Here is a 20,477-nt window from a genome sequence, read left to right as displayed (position 1 = left end):
GGCTGCCACTTTACCATGAGCTAGTAGGGCAGCTCAAAGGTGTCACCATTGTTTCCAAATAAAGAACGTCATGTGGAATGGCGCTGTAAAGGCCCGCGCCTGCGTTCACTTTAGCCAGCCGGAGCGGGACGCTCTGGTACCATGAGCTCCATCTATGCACCCAATTGTGAGGAGATCGCAGTATGGCGACGTACCACAGCACGCGTTCACGTACATCTGAGCTCAGCTCCAAGCAGGCGATTCGACGCGGCATCGCGCCGGACGGCGGTCTGTACGTGAGCGACGCGCTGGGCGAGGCCACCATCAACCTCGCCAGCCTCGCCTCCAAGGACTACTTCGAGCTCGCACGCGAGGTGCTCGGCGCGCTCCTGCCCGACTACAGCGCCGACGAGATCGCCGCCTGCGTTTGCGAGGCCTACGAGGGCACCTTTGCCAGCGACGAAGTCACCCCCGTGGTGCCGCTCGCGCAGGCCCCCAACGCCGATGGCGTGCCCTCCTACGTCCTCGAGCTCTGGCACGGCCCCACCAGTGCGTTCAAGGACGTTGCCCTGCAGATGCTCCCCCGCCTCATGGCCCGCACGGCTGACTCCGCCGCTGAGGATGCGCCCGCCAAGATCCAAATCGTCACCGCGACCTCGGGTGACACCGGAAAGGCGGCGCTTGCCGGCTTTGCCGACGCGCCCGGTGTGGGCATCACCGTCTTCTATCCAGAGGGCAAGGTCTCCCGCGTGCAGGAACTCCAGATGAGTACGCAAGAGGGCGGCAACGTCACCGTCTGCGGGGTGCGCGGCAACTTCGATGACGCTCAGAGCGCCGTCAAGCGCATCTTCGGCGACATCGAGCTCGCCGAGCACCTGGCAGAGCAGGGCGTGATGCTCTCCAGTGCCAACTCCATCAACGTCGGCCGCCTGGTGCCGCAGGTCGTGTATTACTTCGCTGCCTATGCTCAGCTCCTGCGCGCAGGCGCCATCGAGCCGGGCGATGCGGTCGAGTTCTGCGTGCCCACCGGCAACTTCGGCGACATCCTCGCCGGCTACTACGCCAAGCGCATGGGTCTGCCCGTGGCCAAGCTCGTCGTGGCAAGCGATAAGAACAACGTGCTCTACGATTTCCTCACCACCGGTACCTACGACCGTCAGCGCCCCTTCTACACCACGACGTCGCCGAGCATGGATATCCTCATCTCGTCCAACCTCGAGCGCATGCTCTACTACCTGAGCGACGGCAACTGCGAACTGGTCGCGCAGCTCATGGAAAGCCTCAGCGGCGAGGGTTCCTACACCCTGCCCGCCGACTTGCTCGCCCGCATCCAGGAGGTCTTCGGATGCGGTTGGGCCGACGAGGACCAGGTCGCGAACGCCATCAAGGAGTGCTGGGACGCGAACGGCTACGTGATCGACCCGCACACTGCATGCGGCTTCCACGTCCTGGCTGAGCAACCCGCCGCCCCGGATGCCAAGGCGCGCATCCTGCTCTCCACGGCGAGCCCCTACAAGTTCCCCCGCGCCGTCGCCGGGGCGCTCGGCCTGTTCTGTCCTCCGAGCGACTTCGCCTGCATGGACGTCCTCGCCAAGGCGACCGATACCACCGCGCCCGAGCAGCTTTCCACGCTCCAGGACAAGCCCGTCCTCCACACCGACGTGGTCGATATCGACGATATGCCCACGTACGTGGAGAACGCTGCCACAGCGCTGTAGAAGATACGTATATGGGTTCCGGCGTGTTTCATCCGGCGCTCGAACAATCCCGACTCGCACGAAGGCCACTTAAGGTGGCCTTCGGCTCATGCGGAACTCGCGGCGGACGAAACACGCCGGAACTTGAGCATACTACCCATGCTTAAGTCGCCGTGATAGTGAGAGTTAGGCCGCCTCTTCGGCGAGCGGATCGGCAACGCACTCGCTCGTCTCGTACATGCTCCAAGGGTCCAAATCAATACAAGCAGCTTCATCATGGTTTCCGGCAACGTCCCACGCAACGGCGTCATTCATAACTGTCAACCTGTTTGAAAAGAAATCTTCATCTGATAGGCGGGCAAATACACCGCCCCGCTCGATGAGGGACTTGATGTCTGCACGGCGCACCGACCCGTCAGAGAAATACGCATACACGGTATAATCGTCGCCTGCAAGCGCCTGGACAACGCGGGGCAAATACTCCATGTGGCACCTCCTACATCAAAGGATCAATTGAATTGAGAGGCTTGCCCGCAGCCGCCAATTCCCAATTTTGCATCAATTCATCTTCCCAAAAACAATGCAATAACCGGCATAGGCACTCATTTCAACGGCGTGAAAAGTAACTTTATTGTACCCGCGCGCTCATGCCTTAAGAACAGCCCCTGATAGGATAGTAAGGTGAGTTTCATCCTCAAGAAGGAGAGCCCCATGATCAAGATCACTGTTCCCGCTACGAGTGCGAACCTCGGCATCGGCTATGACACGCTCGGTATGGCCGTGTCGCTGTACTCGCATTTCACCTTCGAACGCTCGGACGAACTCGAAATCACGGGTTGCCCTGTGGAGTTCCAAAGCGAGAACAACCTCGTGTACGTCTCTTTCGTCGACGCCCTGCGGGAGTGGGGTGAGGAGCCCTTCCCGGTCAAGCTCGACATCCATACCGAGGTGCCCGTGGCGCGCGGTCTCGGCAGCAGCTCCACCTGCGTGGTCGCTGGCATCATGGCAGCAGCCGCCCTCACCGGCCATACCGTCGACCGCGCTGAGCTCGTCCGCATCGCCACGTCCGTCGAGGGGCATCCCGACAATGTGGCCCCCGCGATCTTGGGCGGTGCCGTGTGTTCCTTCACGCCCGAGGGCGGCCTGCCGCGCTGCCTTCGCTATGACGTGAGCGATCGCTTGCGCTTCATCACCATCATCCCGCCCTACGAGGTCCATACGAGCGAGGCGCGCAAGGTGGTTCCGCAGGAGGTGCCGCTCTCGAACGCGGTGTGGCAGATGGGCCGTATCGCCGGCATGACGCGCGGTCTGGAGACGGGCGACCTCGCGCTCATCGCCGACGCGAACGACGATCGCCTGCAGGAGCCCTATCGCCGGGCACTCATCCCCGACTACGATGCCATCCGCGCCACGTGCCTGGACGGCGGGGCGGGAACGCTGTGGATCTCCGGCTCCGGATCGACCCTCATGGCTGTGACTGACGATACTATCGTCGCCAAGTTCCTGCAGGTGCGCCTCCGCGAGGCCTTCCCCGACTGCGAAACCCACATCCTCACCTGCGACACCGAAGGCGCGCAGATCGAGTACCTCTAATTTCCAACTGGGGACGTAGTCGTTCTGCAAAACTTGCGATTTGGTATTGACAGCAGGCTTTCGTCAGCTGTCACGATCCCTTACTCAAGTTCTATCATGGCTATGATGCTTGTTTCCGGCATTCGCCCATACCTCGAAGGGAACCCCATGAACTACCAAACAATCGGATCGACTGAGTACGAGGCGAGCCGCATCGCAATGGGCGTCATGCGCATGGCTGGAAAAACGCGCGATGAGGCCCGCGACATCGTCCAGACGGCACTCAACTGCGGGATGAACTTCTTCGATTCCGCCGACATCTACGGTGCGGGCGAAAGCTCACGCGTCCTGGGGCAGGCCCTGCACGACCTCGGGGTCGCCCGCGACGATGTCATCCTCCAGACCAAATTCGGCATCGCTCCCGACTTCACCGGGAAGCGCAACGGCATCTACGACTTCTCGCGCGACCACCTGCTCTCCTCGCTCGAGGCCGAACTCGAGCGCCTGCAGACCGACCACGTCGACTTCGTGCTCCTGCATCGCCTCGACGCCCTCTGCGACCTCGACGAGCTCGGCGACACCATGGCCCACATCGTCGACTCCGGCATGGCGCGCCACATCGGCGTGAGCAACATGGGCCCCTGGAGCTGCGAGATGCTCCAGGCCAATCTCGATCAGAAGCTCGAGGTCAACCAGCTCCAGTTCGGCCTGTGCCATGCCGGCATGGTGCGCATGCAGATGCACGAGAACATGGAGGACGACGCCGCGGCCGACCGTGATGGCGGTGCGCTCTCCTACGCGCAGCTCACAGGCATGACCATCCAGGCCTGGAGCCCTCTTCAGTACGGCATGTTCGCAGGAACCTTCATCGATAACGAGCAGTTCGCCGAGCTCAACGGCGTCTTGGCTCAGATCGCCGAGGAGCGGGGCGTCTCCAAAGAAGCCGTTGCAATCGCCTGGATCTTGCGTCATCCCGCCCGCATGCAGGTTATCTCGGGTTCAATGGATCCCGAGCGCATTCGCGCCATCGCCCCCGGTGCCGATGTCGAGCTTACTCGCCAGGAATGGTACGACCTTTATATCGCCGCGGGTAACGACCTGCCATAAGACGGAAAATGTGTTCGTGACGTGCACAAACGGTGCTGACATCATGAACGAGTTGAAAACCGTTTTCGATGGGGAGCATGCGGGTACATCACTAGTACTCCACCCCTCACAAAAGGCGGCGCCAGGTCTCTCCACCGGCGCCGCCTTTTTGTTTGCACTGAAGCTCCCGTTATGCCTTCCCCGCCGTCGGATCATTCGCCCGCGCGGGGGGCTTCCGGTCCGTCGGGCAACCCGGCTAACCCTGGCAGTTGTGTTCCGCTGCCCTGCCCATACGCAGCCCATGCAGGACCGCTTCGCGCAACTCGGGAATGCGACCCTTGTCCATAGCCGGCACATCCTTGAGCGGATACTCGATCCCAAGCTGCTCGTACTTCACGATGCCCATGGTGTGATACGGCAGGAGTTCCAGCCCCACCACATTGCGCCAGGGCGCGATCAGCCTTCCGAGTGCCTCGCATTCCTCGACCGTGTCGGTGATCCCGGGGACAACCACATGGCGAATGACGACCTTGATCCCGCGTCGCGCGAGCTCGTCACCGAACGCGATGATGTTGTCCGGTGCGCAGCGGGTCAGGTCCTTATGCCCCTGCGGATCGCTGTGCTTGATATCGAGTAGGACGAGATCGGTCTCCGAGAGCACGTTCTCGAACCGCTCCGGACGCTTGGGATTGTACGCATAACCGCAGCTGTCCAGGCACGTGTGGACGCGCCCGTTGGGGTTGTCGTGCATCGCCTTGAAAAGATCGCCCACGAACTCCGGCTGCAGCAAGGGCTCTCCACCCGTGACTGTGATCCCGCCCGTGCGGTAAAACGGGCGGTTGCTCTCGAATTCGCTCATGATGCGTTCGACCGTCACCGGGGTGCCCACACCCTCGCCCACGGCCCACGTGTCGGGATTGTGGCAATATGCGCAGCGCATGGGGCATCCCTGGGTGAACACCACGAATCGCACACCGGGCCCGTCGACCGTACCCATGCTTTCAATCGAGTGCACACGCCCGAGCGCGTAGCTCGATACCTGGTCCTGCAAGCCGTCCAACTGCACACGCGCCATGAGCCATCTCCCCCTTCATCTGTGGTATCCAACGCAGTCACATTTAACCGCTAGGTATCATACCCTGTTGGACATCCATTGCCCCAACGCCTTCAGCGAAATCTTCCTCGCAGCCGCAATGAAGATCGCCTAAGCCATCAGCTTTGACATACAAAAAACGACAATGTGTACCAAATTTCGCGTCTTAATGGCGATTTGGCGATGCCAGATCGGTGCCCTTGCGCATTTGCGCCCTGTTTAACGATCAGATCTGCTCGCATGCCGGCGTTGATCCCACATTTCGCGCAATTGTACGCGGATACGCGCTGAAACGAACACGCTTTGGGATAGACACGCTACCCGGCGGTACACATTGTCGATTGTTGTAAACTCATATCTTCAATGGGTCATTGGAAGCCCCCATGCGCAAAGACGGGCGCCAGGTTATCCTGGCGCCCGTCTCGTCACATTCGCTCTGCTATCGCGAATTAGAAGCCCTCGTGGAAGGTACGGGAGATGACCTCGTCCTGCTGATCCTTCGTGAGGTTGTGGAAGTTAACGGCATAGCCGGAAACACGCACGGTGAGCTGCGGGTACTTCTCCGGATGGGCCTGGGCGTCGAGAAGCGTGTCACGGTTGAACACGTTGACGTTCAGGTGGTGGCCACCCTTCTCGGCGTACGCGTCGATCATGCTCACGAGATTGTCGGCCTGCGCCTGCGGGATATCAGCGACCTTCATGGTGTTCTCCTTTTCTTGTTTGACGCCCCAACGCGCCAGAATAGGAATTGTTACTGAAAGTATATCAGTAGATGCCGCGCCGGTACGCCAGAATTACGACCGGCGCGGAAACATTACAGACGGACCACGTGGCCCGCGATCTTAGCGATCCTCAGAGCCCTCAGGAGCGGAGGAGTCGGTGCAATCGCAGCAAGCAACCGGGTTCTCGAACTCGATGTCACCGAGGTCGATGTCGCCAAAGAAGACCTCGTCCTCCTTGCCCAGCGCGCCCGGCACGATGGAGAAGGTGTTGGAAATGCCGTCCTGCGCGTCGCGGAACGGAAGCTTGGAAACCGAGCTCAGAGACGCAATGGCGCCATGGCTGTCGCGCTGGTGCATCGGGTTGGCGCCCGGGGCGAACGGCACGCCGGCCTTACGGCCATCGGGCGTGGCGCCGGTGTTCTTGCCATACACCACATTGGAGGTGATGGTGAGGACAGAGGTGGTGGGCACGGAGTTGCGGTAGGTCTCGTGACGACGGATGCACTCCATGAACTCATGCACGATGTCGTGGGCAAGAGTGTCGACGCGGTCGTCATCGTTGCCGTACTTGGGGAAGTCGCCCTCGATGTTGAAGTCGACGATGACACCCTGCTCGTCGCGGACGGGGTGAACCTTGGCGTACTTAATGGCAGACAGGGAGTCGGCCACGACGGAGAGGCCGGCGATGCCCGTTGCGAACCAGCGATGGACGTCCTTGTCGTGCAGGGCCATCTGAATGGCCTCGTAGCAGTACTTGTCGTGCATATAGTGGATGATGTTCAGCGTGTTCACGTACACGCCGGCAAGCCACTTCATCATGTCCTTGTACTTGCTCATGACGTCATCGAAGTCGAGCGTGTCGCCCTCGACCGGACGGTACTTAGGGCCGATCTGCTTGTGGGAGACCTCGTCCACACCGCCGTTGAGTGCGTACAGAAGGCACTTGGCGAGGTTGGCGCGAGCGCCGAAGAACTGCATCTCCTTACCGACGCGCATGGAGGACACGCAGCAGGCGATGGCGTAGTCGTCGCCGTGGTACACGCGCATGACGTCGTCGTTCTCGTACTGGATGGACGAGGAGGCGATGGAGGTCTTGGCGCAGAACTCCTTGAAGGCCTGCGGCAGGTGCGTGGACCACAGGACGGTCAGGTTCGGCTCCGGGGAGGTGCCCATCGTCTCGAGCGTATGGAGGTAGCGGTAGCTCATCTTGGTGACGAGGGTACGGCCGTCAACACCCATGCCGCCAATAGACTCGGTGACCCACTGCGGGTCGCCCGAGAAGAGGTTCTGGTACTCGGGGGTACGAGCGAACTTGACCATGCGGAGCTTCATGATGAAGTGGTCGACGAACTCCTGGATCTGCTCCTCGGTGAAAGTGCCATTCTTGAGGTCGCGCTCGGCGTAGATGTCGATGAAGGTGGAGGTGCGGCCAATGGACATGGCGGCGCCGTTTTGATCCTTCACGGCAGCCAGATAGGCGAGGTACATCCACTGGATGGCCTCCTGGGTGTTGGCAGCCGGGCGGGCGATGTCGAAGCCGTAGAGCTTACCGAGCTCGATAAGCTGCTGCAGCGAGCGAACCTGCTCGGAGAGCTCCTCGCGCAGGCGAATGTTGTCCTCGTTCATGACGGAGGGGGTGGAGGACTTCTGAGCCTGCTTGTCCTTGATCAGGGCGTCAACGCCGTACAGGGCCACGCGACGGTAGTCGCCGATGATGCGGCCACGGCCGTAGCCATCCGGCAGGCCGGTGATGATGTGGGCGGAGCGGCAAGCGCGCATCTCGGGCTTGTACACGTCGAACACGCCGGCGTTGTGCGTCTTGCGCTTGTTGGTGTAGAAGTCGACGATCTCGGGGTCGACCTCATAGCCGTGCTGGGAAGCGGCCTGGCAGGCGATGCGGATACCGCCGTTGACGTGCAAGGCGCGCTTGAGCGGCTTGTCGGTCTGGAGACCGACAATGGTCTCGCGCTCGGGATGCTCGGCGTCGATGTAGCCGGCCGGGTGCGACAGGATACCGGTCACGACCTTGGTGTCCATGTCGAGAACGCCGCCCTGCTCACGCTCCTTGAGCATAAGGGCCATGACGTCGTCCCACAGCTTGGTGGTGCGCTCGGTGGGGCCCACCAGGAACGACTCGTCGCCCTCGTAGGGGGTATAGTTCTTCTGGATGAAGTCGCGGACGTCGACCTCTTTGGTCCAATTACCGTCCTCGAAGCCTTCCCATGCCTCCTGCATTACCTGACCACGCTCCTTGTCGTGCTGTCGGGACGGCTCTCGCCCCGATATCCGGCATCCCCGAACAGCGGCCAGCCATCCCCATGCGCCACTCGCCGAAAAAACGCGCGCGTTTGAGTGAAAATAGCAACCGTTGGCCGAAGATTTATTCACGCTTGCAAGGATACCATAGCCGCAGGTGATTCGGTTTATCGTAATTGGGACTTTTTCTCGTTCATTTTATCGTTCTAGGCTGCTCCAGAGCCTCCCGCGTGTAGGTCCTTCCACGCAGCCCTTCCGTGGCCACCGTCCCCTACTCCCAGGTCTTCCAGACCTCGGGGCAATACCCCACGGTCGCCTTGGCGCCGTTGCGCACGATGGGCTCGCGAAGGACCTGCTGGTTCTCGAGGAGCTTGTCGAACTTCTGGCTCTCCGCCAGGTAGGTGATCAACGCGACGGTGTCCTGGTCCTTGGCGCCCTGGTCGATCACGGCGTCGATGCCGCCGGCCGCGCGCATCACGCTCTGGAGCTCGCCCTTGCTCATCTCCTTCTCGCGCAAGTCGATGAACTGGAACTTGATGCGCCGCTCTTTGAAGTAGCGCTGCGCCTTCTTGGTGTCGAAGCTCTTCTTGGTGCCGAAGATCTGGATGTTCATAGGGCCTCCGCCTCTCGTGGTCATGGTCTCGCATGCGCACAGTATGCCAGAACGTCGGCACGACAAGCGGGGGCCGGAGCGCCGTCCGCCCGCAGGAAGCGCTCCGACGTTTACGCCGAGGCCGATTCGCGGCGCGCGACCTCGTCAATCAGGACCGTGTCGCCATGGCGCGCTGCCGCGATAGCAAACAGCATGAAGATGCCCATGAGCGCGATGTAGGCGAAGAGCAAACCGGGGGCGACATCCATTACGATGCCCGACAGGATGGGGGTCGCCACCTGCGCCGCCATCGAGACCGTGTAGTAGTAGCCCGAGTAGCGACCAACGCTGTTCGCGTCCACCACCTCGAGCAGCATGGTGTACACGCACATGTCAACGCCGCCCAGCGCGATGCCTATGGCGAGGAACGCGAGGTAGAAGACGGGGCTGAACCCGGGAATAAGCCACAGGGCTACCGGTGCGAGAGCCATGACGAGCGCCGACGCCACGGCAACGCGCTTACGTCCCACCTTGAGCGAGAGGTTAGCAAGCGGCACATATCCCGAGAGCGCGCCAACTATTGTCACGATGTTGATAATCGCGTAGCTGCCGCCCTCCATGTTGTAAAACATATCAGCATAACGCGAGATATTCGTGGTCATGGCGTTGTAGCTCATGTAATAGAAAAAAGTTGCGGCCAAGAGCATCGCAATCGAAAAGAGTACGGAGCGGTCGGTGATCTTCGCGCGGCCGCCTGCCTCGGGTGAGTCGTCGACCATGATCTCGGACTCCTCGATCCCCATCTTAAGGCTCTCGTCATGCATTTTTTGCACGAGCTGTGGCTCGCGCACACGGATGGCGTACACCACAGCAGAACCCAGGATGACGAGCGCCTGCAGCATGAACAGCGGAATGTAGTTGGGCATGTCACCGGAGGGCACCATCACCGCAATCGCCACGAGCATCGCGCCCGTGCCCGCGTAGCCCACCATCTTTTGGATCGAATCGGCCTTGGTGCGCAGCGGGCGTGGCGTGATATCGCACACGATCGCGACGGTCATGGTGCGGTACATGCAGATGGCGAACAACGTGAGGAGGATTGCGAAGATGAGCAGCGGCAGGCTGCGCATCCCGTTGGCGACGGCGATAAGCGGCACGCTGAAAGCGGCAATCACCGACCCGATCAGGATGAACGGCGTGCGGCGACCGAGGCGGCTTGCACAGCGGTCGGACAGGATACCGAACAGGGGTAGCAACACGAGACCGAACACGTTGTCGATCGCCATGACGGCACCGGTAGTCATATTGTCCAAGCCGAACGTCCCCGTGAGCATCTTGGGAACGATGCCGTCAAAGACCTGCCAGAAGCTGATCATGCCCATGAACGGCAGCGAGGCGAGCGCGACATGCGCGTAATCGAGCCTGGGCGCTCGGGAGGTGCGGGCCTTGTTCTCTCCAGCCATGTTCATCCCCTATCGAAGCTCGTCGAGATTGCGCAGGAACGCCATGTAGAACTCGATCCCGCGCTTGTACACGTCCACGCCGATGCGCTCATTCGCCGTATGCAGCAGCGAGCGGGCCTCACCCGAGTAGATGAAGCCGCCAAAGCGGTACACGCGCTCGCAAATCTCGCAGAACTCCCGGGAATCCGTGCAGGAGTTCTGCACGTACGGCGCAAAGCCCGCCTCGGGATACACTCCCGCGACGCAGCGATGCAGGTAATCGAAAGCGGGGTCGTCCTCGAACGGGCTCACGGGCGCGGGCTCAGTGTAGGGCACGGCCTGCTCGATCTCGATGGTGACGTGGTCGGGGCTCACGCCGCACGCTCGGCACGCCTCCTCCGCGCGCTCACGGGCGCGGTTGATAGCATCCGTGACCGTCTCGAACGGGGCGATACGGACGTTGAAGTTCGCCGTTGCCACCGTGGGGAGCACGTTGTGGGCCGGCGAGCCCTGCAACTGGGTGAGGGCGTAGGTGGTGCGGATCATCGCACCCATCTCGGGACTCGACGACATGATCTTCGATACGAGTGGACGCGTCAGCCACAGGTTTGAGAACACCATGCGGTACAGGGCCGAACTGCGGCTCGCAAGCTCCATGAGGGTCGCGTCGAGGGCGCGCGTGAACTCGGGCTTACCGGGATTCGCGGCGATATGCTCGCACACGCGGGCGAGCAGGCGCGGGGCGTCGTTCTCGGCGGGCGTCGATGCGTGGCCGCCATCGGCGCGCGCCGTGACCTTGAGGTCGACATGCCCTTTCTCGGAGACCCCGACCATCGCCACGGGCTCCTCCACGCCCAAGGGGGCGTCTGCCGCCACCGCGCCGCCCTCATCCATCACCATATAGGGGTGGATGCCGTGCTCGCGCATCCACGCAACCGCCTGCCGCGCAGCCGGACCCGCAACCTCCTCGCCGTTCGACGAGAAATACCAGACGTCGCGCGGGGGCACATAGCCCTCACCAATCAACACGTTCATCGACTCGAAGATCGCCGCGGCGATGTTCTTAGTGTCGAGCGAGCCACGGGCCCAGATCTCGCCGTCGTGGATCTCGGCGGCAAACGGGTCGTGGTCCCACGCCTGACCCTCAGTTGGCACTACGTCCTGATGTGCCATGAGCACGATCGGGTCGAGGGCGGAATCAGCACCAGGCCAACGCATGAGCAGGCCGAACTCGTCGAACATGGTGAGTTCGCACACCTCGAACACGCGGGGGAACTGCTCGCGCAGGGTGGGCACCCAGGCCTCGAAGGGCGTGCGATCCACGAGTGCCGGATCGTCGCGCGAGATGGTGGGCACCCGCAGGAGCGCCCGGAATCGCTCGACCGCGTCATCCCCCGCGTGGTAGCCCTCTGCTGTGAGCGGTGTACCCGCGGGCGCACTCGGACGCAGGCCCGCTGCGCGCTTCGCACATGCAATTGCCGTGACACCCGCCACCGCGCCCACTGCGGCACCTGCCAGCGCCACCGTCGTTCCCATCTTGCCCATGGCTCCTCCTCGTACATGAGGAGGCGCGCCGCCCCCTCGGACAGCGCGCCTTCAGTTTTCGTTATCCGTCTACGAAATGGTAGCACGTACTTTAGGCAAGTAGAGCAAAATACCCCAGCACCGCGATGCCGAGCACAATGCGGTAGATGCCGAACGCTGTGAAATCGTGACGGCGGACAAATCCCATGAGCCACTTGATCGCAATGAGCGAGACCACAAAAGCGACGGCGCAACCCACACCGAGGATGGCCAGACCGCTCGCGTCGAACACGCCGCCCTTGAGGAAGAACTTGACGAGCTTGAGGAAGCTCGCACCGAACATGACGGGAATCGCCAAGAAGAACGTGAACTTGGCGGCAACGGAACGCGTGGTGCCCAACAGCAGGCCGCCGATGATGGTGGAGCCGGAGCGCGAGGTACCGGGAATAAGCGAGAGCACCTGGAAGCAGCCGATGCCAAGGGCGGTCTTGTAAGAGAGATCCTCGAGCGAGGTGATGGAGCCAAAGTCGCCGCCTTGCGTGGGCTCGATAGCGACGGCGGGAGCCGCAAAGTGGGCTCCCCCGGGACGGGCGTTCGCCGCGGCTTCCTCGGCCACGCGCGCCGCAAGCTTCTTGGCGCGCCAGCGCTCGATCACGATGAACGCGACGCCATAGACGATGAGCGCCGCAGCGACGACCCACGCGTTATAGAGGTGCTCCTCCATGAAGTCATCGAGCGGGATGCCAATGATCGCCGCAGGCAGGCAGCCCACGATGATCTTGCCCCACAGGCTCCACGTGTCGCGGCGCTCCTGCTTCGTCTTGCCAAAGCCAAAGGGCAGCAGGTCGCGCAGGAAGAGCACGCAAACGGCGAGAATAGCGCCAAGCTGGATCACGACGAGGAACATGTTCCAGAATTCCTCGGTGACGTTGAGCTTGATGAACTCGTCGACCAAGATCATGTGCCCCGTCGAGGAGATAGGCAGCCACTCCGTGATGCCCTCGACCAAACCGAGAAACGCGGATTTAAGCAGTTCGATGACGTCCAAAGGACCTCCCCCAGTTTCAACCGTATAACATGACCGCAAGCGTGGCGCAGTCAAATCATTCTTCCGCCTATTATCGCCCCTCTTCGCCCAGTGCACCGAAAAAGCGCGCCGTTCGTGACATGTTACGCACCGGAAACGGGCAATTGGGTATAACTGTGGCATGGTAAAGCACCAAACGGTGGGTACACGGAAGCCCGCCACAGGCCAAGGAGGTCACCATGCACGAAGGTTATTCCAAGGTATTTGTTGCCCTTGACGGTACCGACCAGCAGGATTTCGTGCTCGCACGCGCCATCAAAGTCGCCGCGAACAACGGCGCTGCTCTTGTTATCGGTCATGTCATCGATTCGACTGCGCTCGAATCCGCTGGATCCTACCCCGCCGATCTGATCCAGGGCCTGCAGGATGCCTTTACCAACTCCATCGCGGCCCAGGTCGAGGAGGCCAAGGCGAACGAGGCGATTCCCTCCGTCGAGGTCATGATCCGCGCCGGGCGCATACGCGAAACGCTCAAGGACGAGATGCTCGACGTGATCAAGCCCGACCTCGTGCTCTGCGGTGCCCGCGGTCTTTCTTCCATTAAGTACGCGCTGCTGGGCTCCATCTCCACGTTCCTGTTGCGCAATACCGACTGCGACATCCTCGTCGTGAAGTAGTCGCTCCCCACCGTCCGGGATGGGTAATTCCTTCGCAAACGTCCTCGGAAAGCCACCTTCGGGTGGCTTTCCTGCGGAATGTTTGCTCAAGAAATACCCATCCCGGTTGTTCGCTTTATACTTCGCGAGAACTTAAAACTCGACCGAACGTCAAACGGTGCATCACCCATACAGGCGATGCACCGTTTTCATATATGACCGTTCGGGAAAGCCGGCTACTCGTTGTCACCCGCCGTCATCTGCGTGGCGCTCAGGCTGCCCTCCATGCTGGTCGCGGCATCGGGCCACACCCAATCGGTGAACGCGGGGTGGTCGTAGCCCTCATCGACGGCGAACTCGAACGCCTCGAGGCGGAACGCCTCCCATGCCTCGATCTGCTCGGCATGCACGGACTCCCCGCGAGCGCCCTCGATCAGGCGCAGCGCCTCGGCGGCCAGCGCCCAGCGGTCCATGTTGTTCAGGCGCAGCATGTCGAACGGCGTGGTCGTGGAGCCCTTCTCCTCGTAGCCGTGCACGCACCAGGCGTCGTGGCCGGGACGCGCCCACACCAGACGGCGGATCGTGCCGGCGTAGGCGTGGAAGCAGAACAGGACCGGCTTGTCGCCCGTGCCAAAGAGCTCGGCAAATCGCTCATCGGTAATGGCCTGGTCGTTCTCGCAGGCATTCTGGATCTTGAGCAGGTCGACCACGTTTACGAACCACACCTTGGCACCATGGCCGCGCAGCAGGTCCACGGCGGCAAGCGCCTCGAGCGTGGGCACATCACCGCACGTGGCGATGACCATGTCGGCGTCTTCCAAGCTCTTCGCGGTGCTCGCCCACTCCCAGGCGGCCAAGCCCTCGGCGAGCTCGGCGCGCGCGTCGTCCACGGTCACGAAGGTCGGCGCGGGCTGCTTGCCGCAGAAGATCGCGTTCACGCAATCCGTGGACCGGTAGACGCGCTCCGCAACCGCGAGTGCCATGTTCGCATCGCAGGGGTAATAGGCGTTCACCACGTGCGTGTCGTTCGCCTTGTTGAGCAGGACGTCGATGAAGCCCGGGTCCTGATGGGAGAATCCGTTGTGATCTTGGCGCCACACATGGCTGGAGAGCAGGATGTTCAGACCGGAGATCGGAGCGCGCCACGGGATCCCGCGACGACACGCCTCGAGCCACTTGCAGTGCTGGTTCACCATCGAGTCGACCACATGGACGAAGCTCTCGTAGCTCGACCACACGCCATGGCGGCCGGTGAGCACGTACGCCTCGAGGAAGCCCTCGCACTGGTGCTCGGAGAGCTGCTCGATCACGCGACCCGAGGGCGCGAGCAGGTCGTCGTTGTCGGCATCCGCGTAATGACCCGCGAGCCACTGCTTCTTGGTGGCGGCGTAGGCGTCCTGCAAACGATTCGACGCCGTCTCGTCGGGACCGAAGATGCGGAAGTCGTCATTCGCGGCGAGAACGTCGGCGGTGTAGGCACCAAACACGCGCGCCGCCTCGGTCGCGCCCCAGCCGTGACCCTTCTCCGCCACCGGGACCTCATGGGCGTGGATGTCGGGCAGCACGAGCTCGCGGCGGACCGTTCCGCCGTTCGCGTTGGGGTTGGCGCCGATGCGCAGGTCGCCAGTGGGCATGAACGCCGTCACCTCGTCGCGAATCTGCCCCTCGGGCGTGAAGAGGCCCTCCGGCTCATAGGAGCGCAGCCAAGAGCGCAGCACGCGGAAATGCTCGTGGGTGTCGCGGGCGTCCGCCAGCGGGACCTGATGCGCACGCCAGGAGTCCTCGGTCTTCTTGCCGTCGATGTGCTTGGGGCATGTCCAGCCCTTGGGCGTGCGGAAGACGATCATCGGGTACACGGGGCGGGTCTCGTCGCCCATCTCGGCGTTGGCCTTGATGTCGCAGATCTTGCCGAAAACCTCCTCAAGCAGGCCCGCGAAGCGCGCGTGGATGGAAGCATGCGGCTCGTTGTCGAATCCGGCGACGAAGAAGTGGGGCTCGTACCCCATGCCCTCGAAGAACTTGGTGAGCTCCTCGTCGGAGATGCGCGCGAGGATGGTGGGGTTCGCGATCTTGTAACCGTTGAGGTGCAAGACGGGTAAGACGATGCCATCTGTTTTGGGGTTGACGAGCTTGTTCGACTGCCACGAGGTCGCCAGCGCCGCGGTCTCGGCCTCGCCATCGCCCACCACCGCCACGGCGAGCAGGCTCGGGTTGTCCATCACCGCGCCATACGCGTGGCTCAGCGTGTACCCGAGCTCTCCGCCCTCGTGGATGGAGCCGGGGGTCTCGGGCGCGAAATGGCTCGGGATGCCGCCGGGGTACGAGAACTGGCGGAAGAACTTCTCGAGGCCCGCCTCATCATCCGTGATGTCGGGGCGGATCTCACGGTAGGTGCCGTCGAGCAGGGACTGCGCGGTGCCCGCGGGCCCGCCGTGCCCGGGCCCCATGAGGAAGACGGTGCTCTGGCCGTGATCGGCGATCAGGCGGTTCACATGGCCGAACAGGAAGTTGATGCCCGGGGTGGTGCCCCAATGGCCCACCAGGCGATGCTTGACGTCGACGCGGCCGAAATCGCGCTCCTCCCCCGTTTTCGTATCGGTCCAATCGGGGCGCATGAGAGGATTGGAGCGAAGGTAGATCTGGCCGACGGACAGGTAGTTGGCGCAACGCCAGTACTTATCCACGCCGGAAAGCGCCTCCGCGCTCACCGGACCGTCGAGCTTGGTCCACGGGGTGCCGATCACGGGTTGAGTCATGGCTTATTCCTCCCACGCAAAGGCGGGACATCGTTCCGCCTTTCGAATATCGTTAAGCCGAGTGTAAACGATAAAACGTTTTATCAGAAATGATAAAACGTTTTTTCTAAATATCTATAATTCTGTTTGCTATTGTTTACCCTGTTGGCAATTTGATTAGATATGGTTCGGATGAACGGCTCGCAGGTGCATGCGGCAGCGCGCCGCATGTCCGCACGCACGGGTCGCGGCTAGTTTGCAATGGGTGCGACACTTGCCTGGCATACCAAGCGCGGAGCCAGCACGCGGTCCTCGAATGCGCGGTCGGCACCCTCCCCGATTCGAGAGAGCAGCAGTTCCATCGCGTTGTCGGCGAGCTTCGAGACGTTTTGCTCGATCGCCGTCAAAGCCGGCTCGAATAGGGCGTCCGCAGCGGAGTTGTCGTAGCTCACGAGCGAATAATCGCGCGGCACGCGCTTGCCGTGCGCATACAGGCACTTCAGCGCTCCAAGAGCAATGTTGTCCGAACTCGCAAAGACCGCCGTCGCATCGGTGCCGAGCACCCGCTCCGTTGCCGCCGCACCGTCGGCGATATAGTAGTCGCTCTCGAACACCAGGGAATCATCCACGGAAACACCGTGGGACTCCAGTGCACGCCGATATCCCGTAAGGCGCGCGTTGCCGGTGTGTGAAGAGGTGTTAACTAGACATGCGATGCGCGTATGGCCCTGTTGCAGCAGGCAATCGGTGGCGAGAAAACCGCCAAGCTCGCTGTCGAAGCGAACCCTATCGCAGCTCACGCCCTCGATAAAACGGTCCACCATCACCAAGGGAACCGGCAGCGATGCGAGGCTCTCGACGAGCTGCTCATCGGCATCGATCTCATGCGCCGTCACCAACATCAGGCCGTCCACGCCGCGATTGACCAGCAGACGTACGATCTCTTCCTCATGTTCAGAGGACACATCGGAATTCATGATGAAGAGGGCATACCCCCGCTCGCGGCACCTGACCTCCAAGTTTCGGGCGAGCGAGGAGAAGAACCGGCTCTCGATGTTGGGGACGATCAGGCCGAACGTCCTGGATTGCTGCATAACCAAGCTACGGGCGATTTGGTTGGGGACATAGCGTTTGCGCGCCGCGACCTCTTTGATCCGCTTGCGGTTTTCTTCGGAAATGCGGCACGGGCGGTCGTTGAGAACCAAAGACACGGCCGAAGGGGACAATCCCACTTCTTGGGCGATTTCCTTGAGTGTCACCTTGGCGGCCATATTCCCTCCCGTAAAAAAGACGGACGTCGGCACATGCCGACGCCCGTTGCAATATTGCCGCACATACACGACTTGGTCAACGGTTTTACCACTGAACGGTCGGTCGCACGCCCCGCACGGTCGCCAGCCTACGCGAGCGGTTCGAGGATCACCAGCGCGTCGTGGCTAGAGGGATGCTGCTCGACGCGCGTTGAGCCAACAGCACGCTAAGACTGCGCCAGACGCATCGCGCCCTGAACGGCACCGTACAGGTTGGCGTCGTTACCGAGCTGAGCGGCGACCACGTTGGGCCTCGGGAACCCGGCGAGCGGACCCGCGAAGCCCGAGAGCGCGACTTCCATCTGCCTCTCGAGTGCCTCCATGAGCTCGGGGTGGCAGCTGATACCGCCCGCGATGGCGAACACGTTCGGATCAAGAACGGCCTGGAGGTTGAGCAGCATGTTGTCGAACATGAGCGCGTAGCGATCGAGCCCGCGCCGTGCGGCCTCGTCGCCCGCGGCGACCCACTCGAACGCCCTGCGCCCGTCCACCGTGCCGTCGTCCTCCAGGCCCTTTTCGGAGAGCATGAGGGCCACCAGCGTGCGCCAGCTACCCGTCCCGCCGAAGATGTTCCCCATGGAGACCGGCGCCTGCGCGTCGTTGCGGATGAAGCTGAACTCGCCCGCGAATCCATTGGCGCCGCGCAGGACCCTGCCGTCCACGACGATGCCGCCGCCGATGCCCGTGCCGATCGCGAGCACAACGCCCGTGGAGGCGCCGCGCAGGGCGCCCGCGGCATACTCGCCCAGAGCGCAGCACTTGCCGTCGTTGTCCACGGCGACCGGCATGTCGAAGCGCTCGCGCAGCAGTCTGCCCACTGGGCAACCGTCCATATAGGTGAGCGCACCGCCCCGATGGATCACGCCGTCCGGATCCCCCTCGTAAATGCCTCCGGGGGCGCTCACGCCAATCGCCCGGACACGGTCCGCGTACGGCTCGACGATCTCCATGAGGGTCGAGACCGCCTCTTCCGCAGTGGAGAAATCCGTTGGGATAGACCCACGCTCGCGAATGGAGAAATCTTCTCCGAGGACCGCCCACTTAACGCTCGTCCCGCCGATATCAATACCAAAAAACTCGTCCATCCCTTTTCCTTCATCTACATGCCGCCCGTGTAAGACGTGCGGCCACCGTGCGAGCGCGCAATGCGGCCGAACGGGGGCAACCTCGAGTCGAGGCAGTACGGCTACTCCGCCTTGACCGTGCGCACGCGCAACATCATGTACTGACGGCTGGGCAGATCGATTCGGAACGCACCCTCAAACGTCTGCGGCAGGGTCTCGACGGTCATGTTCCACGTGTCGATAACGTCAACCTGGTAGCGCTTGCCCTCGTCTCCGGTGAACTCACGATACGCCGGGCGGAAGAAGCCGAAGTACATGAGGACGTCATCGGTGCCCTTGCCCATGGAATCGGCCATGCACGTCACGTCCCAGGTGAAGGTCCCGTCAATCACGCCGATCTCGTCGGGAACCCAATCCATTCCACTCGGCAGCGACTCCATGTAGGAGCGGCAAAACGCAATACGCTCGGGGGAGTCGCCGTACAGCTTGCCGCCATGCGCCCACCAGAGCTTGGGTCCGCGGTCGACAAAAGTCTCGCCGTGGGTCACATAGCCACCGCGCAAGCAGCCCTCCCAGAACCGACGAACCTCTTCCTCGGCGGTGAGGTTGCCCCAGCCCCAGTTGATGTTGCCCTCGTAACCAGCCTCGTCAACGATCACCGGCTTACCGTACTGGGCGCGCAAGTCGACCACGCACTCGGCGGTGCGCTGCAAATCGCAGCGCTGCCAGCTCACATGGGTGATCCAGGGATGGCTATGGTCGAAGATCTCGCGGCAGTTGTGGATTGAGCGCAGGTGGCCGTACGGGTCGTTGGCCATGACGATGCGAGCGTACAGGTCCCAATCCTCCGCCGGCTTCCAGGGCAGGAGATCCCATTCGTTCGCGAGGCTCCACCACACGTTCTTGTAGGCGGCAAGGCGACGCACCGCATACGTGAGATAGAAGACGTCCTCATCCTTGGTCATGCGGGAGAAGCCCCAGTCCTCGGGTTTGTCATACGGGTGCAGCAGGATAATATCCGCCTGGATGCCAAGCTCGTCGAGCTGGGAGATGCGCTTCTCCAGGTTCTCCCAAAACGGCTCGTAGAACTTGGTATGGTCGAACGCCCCCTTGGAGCCCTCGAACGCGTACATCGCCGGATCCTCCACGTTGTAGTCGTAGAACTTGGGGAAGATGCACATGCGGATCTTGTTGAACGGGGCGTGGGACAAGGTCTCGAGCGTCTGCTCTTGAAACTCCTCGTCCTGATTGGTCCACGCGTAGCACGTGGTACCAAAGGGCAGGTAACGCGTACCGTCCTCATAGGCAAAGGTGAAGTCGTTCTCCGTGCTGAACGGGGCCTCGCGCGGCAGGACGTCGCGGGCACGAAGCACGCGACCATGGTTGTCCCCGCTCGCCGGCGTCACCTCGAACGAGCCCTGTACTCCGTTGAGGGCGGAGTCGCTGGAATGCGTGGTGTAGTTCCACGCGCCAGCGCTTCCGGGCATGAAATTGACCCCATAAGTGCCATCACCCTTGTAGAATCCGGGCACGTCCACGGCATCCCCGCCGTCAGCGCGTTCGAAACGAGCGCCAAACGTCACGTCGACATATGGATTGCCTTCAGCGGTGCCCTCAAGCTCCACGCTGAAGACCTTATATTGCTCTACAGACTTCATGGTTTCCTCCCATTTTGGAATGATCAATCTACAGGCGCCCGGGGCTACCTTGAGCTCCCCGGGC

Annotated in this window: 16 protein-coding genes; 4 read left to right on the top strand and 12 right to left on the bottom strand. The window is 62.0% G+C overall.

Annotation, left to right across the window (positions count from 1 at the left end):
• Positions 1-182 precede the first annotated feature (182 nt).
• A complete protein-coding gene (gene thrC / locus Q5Q88_RS06045; RefSeq protein ID WP_118652479.1) occupies positions 183-1,697 on the top strand; it encodes a threonine synthase in 1,515 nt (504 codons plus the stop codon).
• A gap of 165 nt (positions 1,698-1,862) precedes the next feature.
• On the opposite strand, the gene Q5Q88_RS06040 is transcribed toward thrC, so the two are convergent.
• Positions 1,863-2,162 (bottom strand): DUF2442 domain-containing protein, encoded by a 300-nt coding sequence (locus tag Q5Q88_RS06040; protein WP_302742294.1) that lies wholly within the window; start codon positions 2,160-2,162, stop codon positions 1,863-1,865.
• Between the two features lie 225 nt (positions 2,163-2,387).
• On the opposite strand from Q5Q88_RS06040, the gene thrB reads away from it, so the two are divergent.
• Together thrB and Q5Q88_RS06030 are read left to right on the top strand one after the other, a co-directional pair.
• Positions 2,388-3,269: a homoserine kinase gene (gene thrB / locus Q5Q88_RS06035; RefSeq protein ID WP_302742293.1), complete on the top strand. Its 882-nt coding sequence runs from the start codon at positions 2,388-2,390 to the stop codon at positions 3,267-3,269.
• A 147-nt stretch (positions 3,270-3,416) separates the two neighbouring features.
• Positions 3,417-4,355 (top strand): aldo/keto reductase family oxidoreductase, encoded by a 939-nt coding sequence (locus Q5Q88_RS06030; RefSeq protein WP_118652473.1) that lies wholly within the window; start codon positions 3,417-3,419, stop codon positions 4,353-4,355.
• A gap of 235 nt (positions 4,356-4,590) precedes the next feature.
• Here Q5Q88_RS06030 and pflA read toward each other — a convergent pair whose 3' ends face one another.
• The 7 genes from pflA to Q5Q88_RS05995 all read right to left on the bottom strand — a co-directional run bounded on the left by pflA (position 4,591) and on the right by Q5Q88_RS05995 (position 13,011).
• On the bottom strand, positions 4,591-5,409 hold the full coding sequence (pflA, locus tag Q5Q88_RS06025; protein WP_118652471.1) for a pyruvate formate-lyase-activating protein: 819 nt from the start codon (positions 5,407-5,409) through the stop codon (positions 4,591-4,593).
• A 467-nt stretch (positions 5,410-5,876) separates the two neighbouring features.
• Positions 5,877-6,128, bottom strand: coding sequence for an autonomous glycyl radical cofactor GrcA3 (grcA3, locus tag Q5Q88_RS06020; protein ID WP_040360482.1), 252 nt, complete (start codon positions 6,126-6,128; stop codon positions 5,877-5,879).
• A gap of 141 nt (positions 6,129-6,269) precedes the next feature.
• The gene (gene pflB, locus Q5Q88_RS06015; RefSeq protein ID WP_302742292.1) at positions 6,270-8,384 is read right to left on the bottom strand and encodes a formate C-acetyltransferase; all 2,115 of its coding nucleotides are present in this window, start codon (positions 8,382-8,384) and stop codon (positions 6,270-6,272) included.
• Positions 8,385-8,676: 292 nt separating this feature from the next.
• On the bottom strand, positions 8,677-9,018 hold the full coding sequence (locus Q5Q88_RS06010; protein ID WP_294123632.1) for an arsenate reductase family protein: 342 nt from the start codon (positions 9,016-9,018) through the stop codon (positions 8,677-8,679).
• Positions 9,019-9,128: 110 nt separating this feature from the next.
• Entirely contained in the window at positions 9,129-10,460 is a 1,332-nt protein-coding gene (locus Q5Q88_RS06005) for an MFS transporter (protein WP_302742291.1), read from the bottom strand.
• Between the two features lie 9 nt (positions 10,461-10,469).
• Entirely contained in the window at positions 10,470-11,984 is a 1,515-nt protein-coding gene (locus tag Q5Q88_RS06000; RefSeq protein WP_302742290.1) for a M20/M25/M40 family metallo-hydrolase, read from the bottom strand.
• A 91-nt stretch (positions 11,985-12,075) separates the two neighbouring features.
• On the bottom strand, positions 12,076-13,011 hold the full coding sequence (locus tag Q5Q88_RS05995) for an undecaprenyl-diphosphate phosphatase (protein ID WP_118652463.1): 936 nt from the start codon (positions 13,009-13,011) through the stop codon (positions 12,076-12,078).
• Positions 13,012-13,229: 218 nt separating this feature from the next.
• Here Q5Q88_RS05995 and Q5Q88_RS05990 point away from each other — a divergent pair, with 218 nt between their 5' ends.
• The gene (locus tag Q5Q88_RS05990) at positions 13,230-13,667 is read left to right on the top strand and encodes a universal stress protein (protein WP_294123628.1); all 438 of its coding nucleotides are present in this window, start codon (positions 13,230-13,232) and stop codon (positions 13,665-13,667) included.
• Between the two features lie 215 nt (positions 13,668-13,882).
• Here the strand turns inward: Q5Q88_RS05990 and Q5Q88_RS05985 are convergent, their stop codons facing one another.
• The 4 genes from Q5Q88_RS05985 to Q5Q88_RS05970 all read right to left on the bottom strand — a co-directional run bounded on the left by Q5Q88_RS05985 (position 13,883) and on the right by Q5Q88_RS05970 (position 20,413).
• Positions 13,883-16,402 (bottom strand): phosphoketolase, encoded by a 2,520-nt coding sequence (locus Q5Q88_RS05985; protein ID WP_302742289.1) that lies wholly within the window; start codon positions 16,400-16,402, stop codon positions 13,883-13,885.
• Positions 16,403-16,632: 230 nt separating this feature from the next.
• Complete coding sequence (locus Q5Q88_RS05980) at positions 16,633-17,652, bottom strand: LacI family DNA-binding transcriptional regulator (RefSeq protein ID WP_294123624.1); 1,020 nt, start codon at positions 17,650-17,652, stop codon at positions 16,633-16,635.
• Positions 17,653-17,858: 206 nt separating this feature from the next.
• Entirely contained in the window at positions 17,859-18,776 is a 918-nt protein-coding gene (locus Q5Q88_RS05975; RefSeq protein ID WP_294123622.1) for an ROK family protein, read from the bottom strand.
• Between the two features lie 101 nt (positions 18,777-18,877).
• Positions 18,878-20,413 carry a DUF5605 domain-containing protein gene (locus Q5Q88_RS05970; protein ID WP_294123620.1) on the bottom strand — a complete coding sequence of 512 codons (1,536 nt, stop codon included), beginning with the start codon at positions 20,411-20,413 and terminating at the stop codon, positions 18,878-18,880.
• Positions 20,414-20,477 lie beyond the last annotated feature (64 nt).

Source organism: uncultured Collinsella sp. (genome assembly GCF_959026545.1).
Lineage (GTDB): Bacteria > Actinomycetota > Coriobacteriia > Coriobacteriales > Coriobacteriaceae > Collinsella.
This window is presented reverse-complemented; position numbering and strand designations above follow the sequence as displayed.

What these genes read in the sequence shown, in the direction of transcription:
- Q5Q88_RS06040 (WP_302742294.1), bottom strand. Translation starts at nt 2,162, where the DNA reads ATGGAGTATTTGCCCCGCGTTGTCCAGGCGCTTGCAGGCGACGATTAT.
- thrC (WP_118652479.1), top strand. Translation starts at nt 183, where the DNA reads ATGGCGACGTACCACAGCACGCGTTCACGTACATCTGAGCTCAGCTCC.
- Q5Q88_RS06005 (WP_302742291.1), bottom strand. Translation starts at nt 10,460, where the DNA reads ATGGCTGGAGAGAACAAGGCCCGCACCTCCCGAGCGCCCAGGCTCGAT.
- pflA (WP_118652471.1), bottom strand. Translation starts at nt 5,409, where the DNA reads ATGGCGCGTGTGCAGTTGGACGGCTTGCAGGACCAGGTATCGAGCTAC.
- Q5Q88_RS05980 (WP_294123624.1), bottom strand. Translation starts at nt 17,652, where the DNA reads ATGGCCGCCAAGGTGACACTCAAGGAAATCGCCCAAGAAGTGGGATTG.
- Q5Q88_RS05985 (WP_302742289.1), bottom strand. Translation starts at nt 16,402, where the DNA reads ATGACTCAACCCGTGATCGGCACCCCGTGGACCAAGCTCGACGGTCCG.
- Q5Q88_RS05990 (WP_294123628.1), top strand. Translation starts at nt 13,230, where the DNA reads ATGCACGAAGGTTATTCCAAGGTATTTGTTGCCCTTGACGGTACCGAC.
- grcA3 (WP_040360482.1), bottom strand. Translation starts at nt 6,128, where the DNA reads ATGAAGGTCGCTGATATCCCGCAGGCGCAGGCCGACAATCTCGTGAGC.
- Q5Q88_RS06000 (WP_302742290.1), bottom strand. Translation starts at nt 11,984, where the DNA reads ATGGGCAAGATGGGAACGACGGTGGCGCTGGCAGGTGCCGCAGTGGGC.
- Q5Q88_RS05975 (WP_294123622.1), bottom strand. Translation starts at nt 18,776, where the DNA reads ATGGACGAGTTTTTTGGTATTGATATCGGCGGGACGAGCGTTAAGTGG.
- Q5Q88_RS05970 (WP_294123620.1), bottom strand. Translation starts at nt 20,413, where the DNA reads ATGAAGTCTGTAGAGCAATATAAGGTCTTCAGCGTGGAGCTTGAGGGC.
- thrB (WP_302742293.1), top strand. Translation starts at nt 2,388, where the DNA reads ATGATCAAGATCACTGTTCCCGCTACGAGTGCGAACCTCGGCATCGGC.
- pflB (WP_302742292.1), bottom strand. Translation starts at nt 8,384, where the DNA reads ATGCAGGAGGCATGGGAAGGCTTCGAGGACGGTAATTGGACCAAAGAG.
- Q5Q88_RS06030 (WP_118652473.1), top strand. Translation starts at nt 3,417, where the DNA reads ATGAACTACCAAACAATCGGATCGACTGAGTACGAGGCGAGCCGCATC.
- Q5Q88_RS06010 (WP_294123632.1), bottom strand. Translation starts at nt 9,018, where the DNA reads ATGAACATCCAGATCTTCGGCACCAAGAAGAGCTTCGACACCAAGAAG.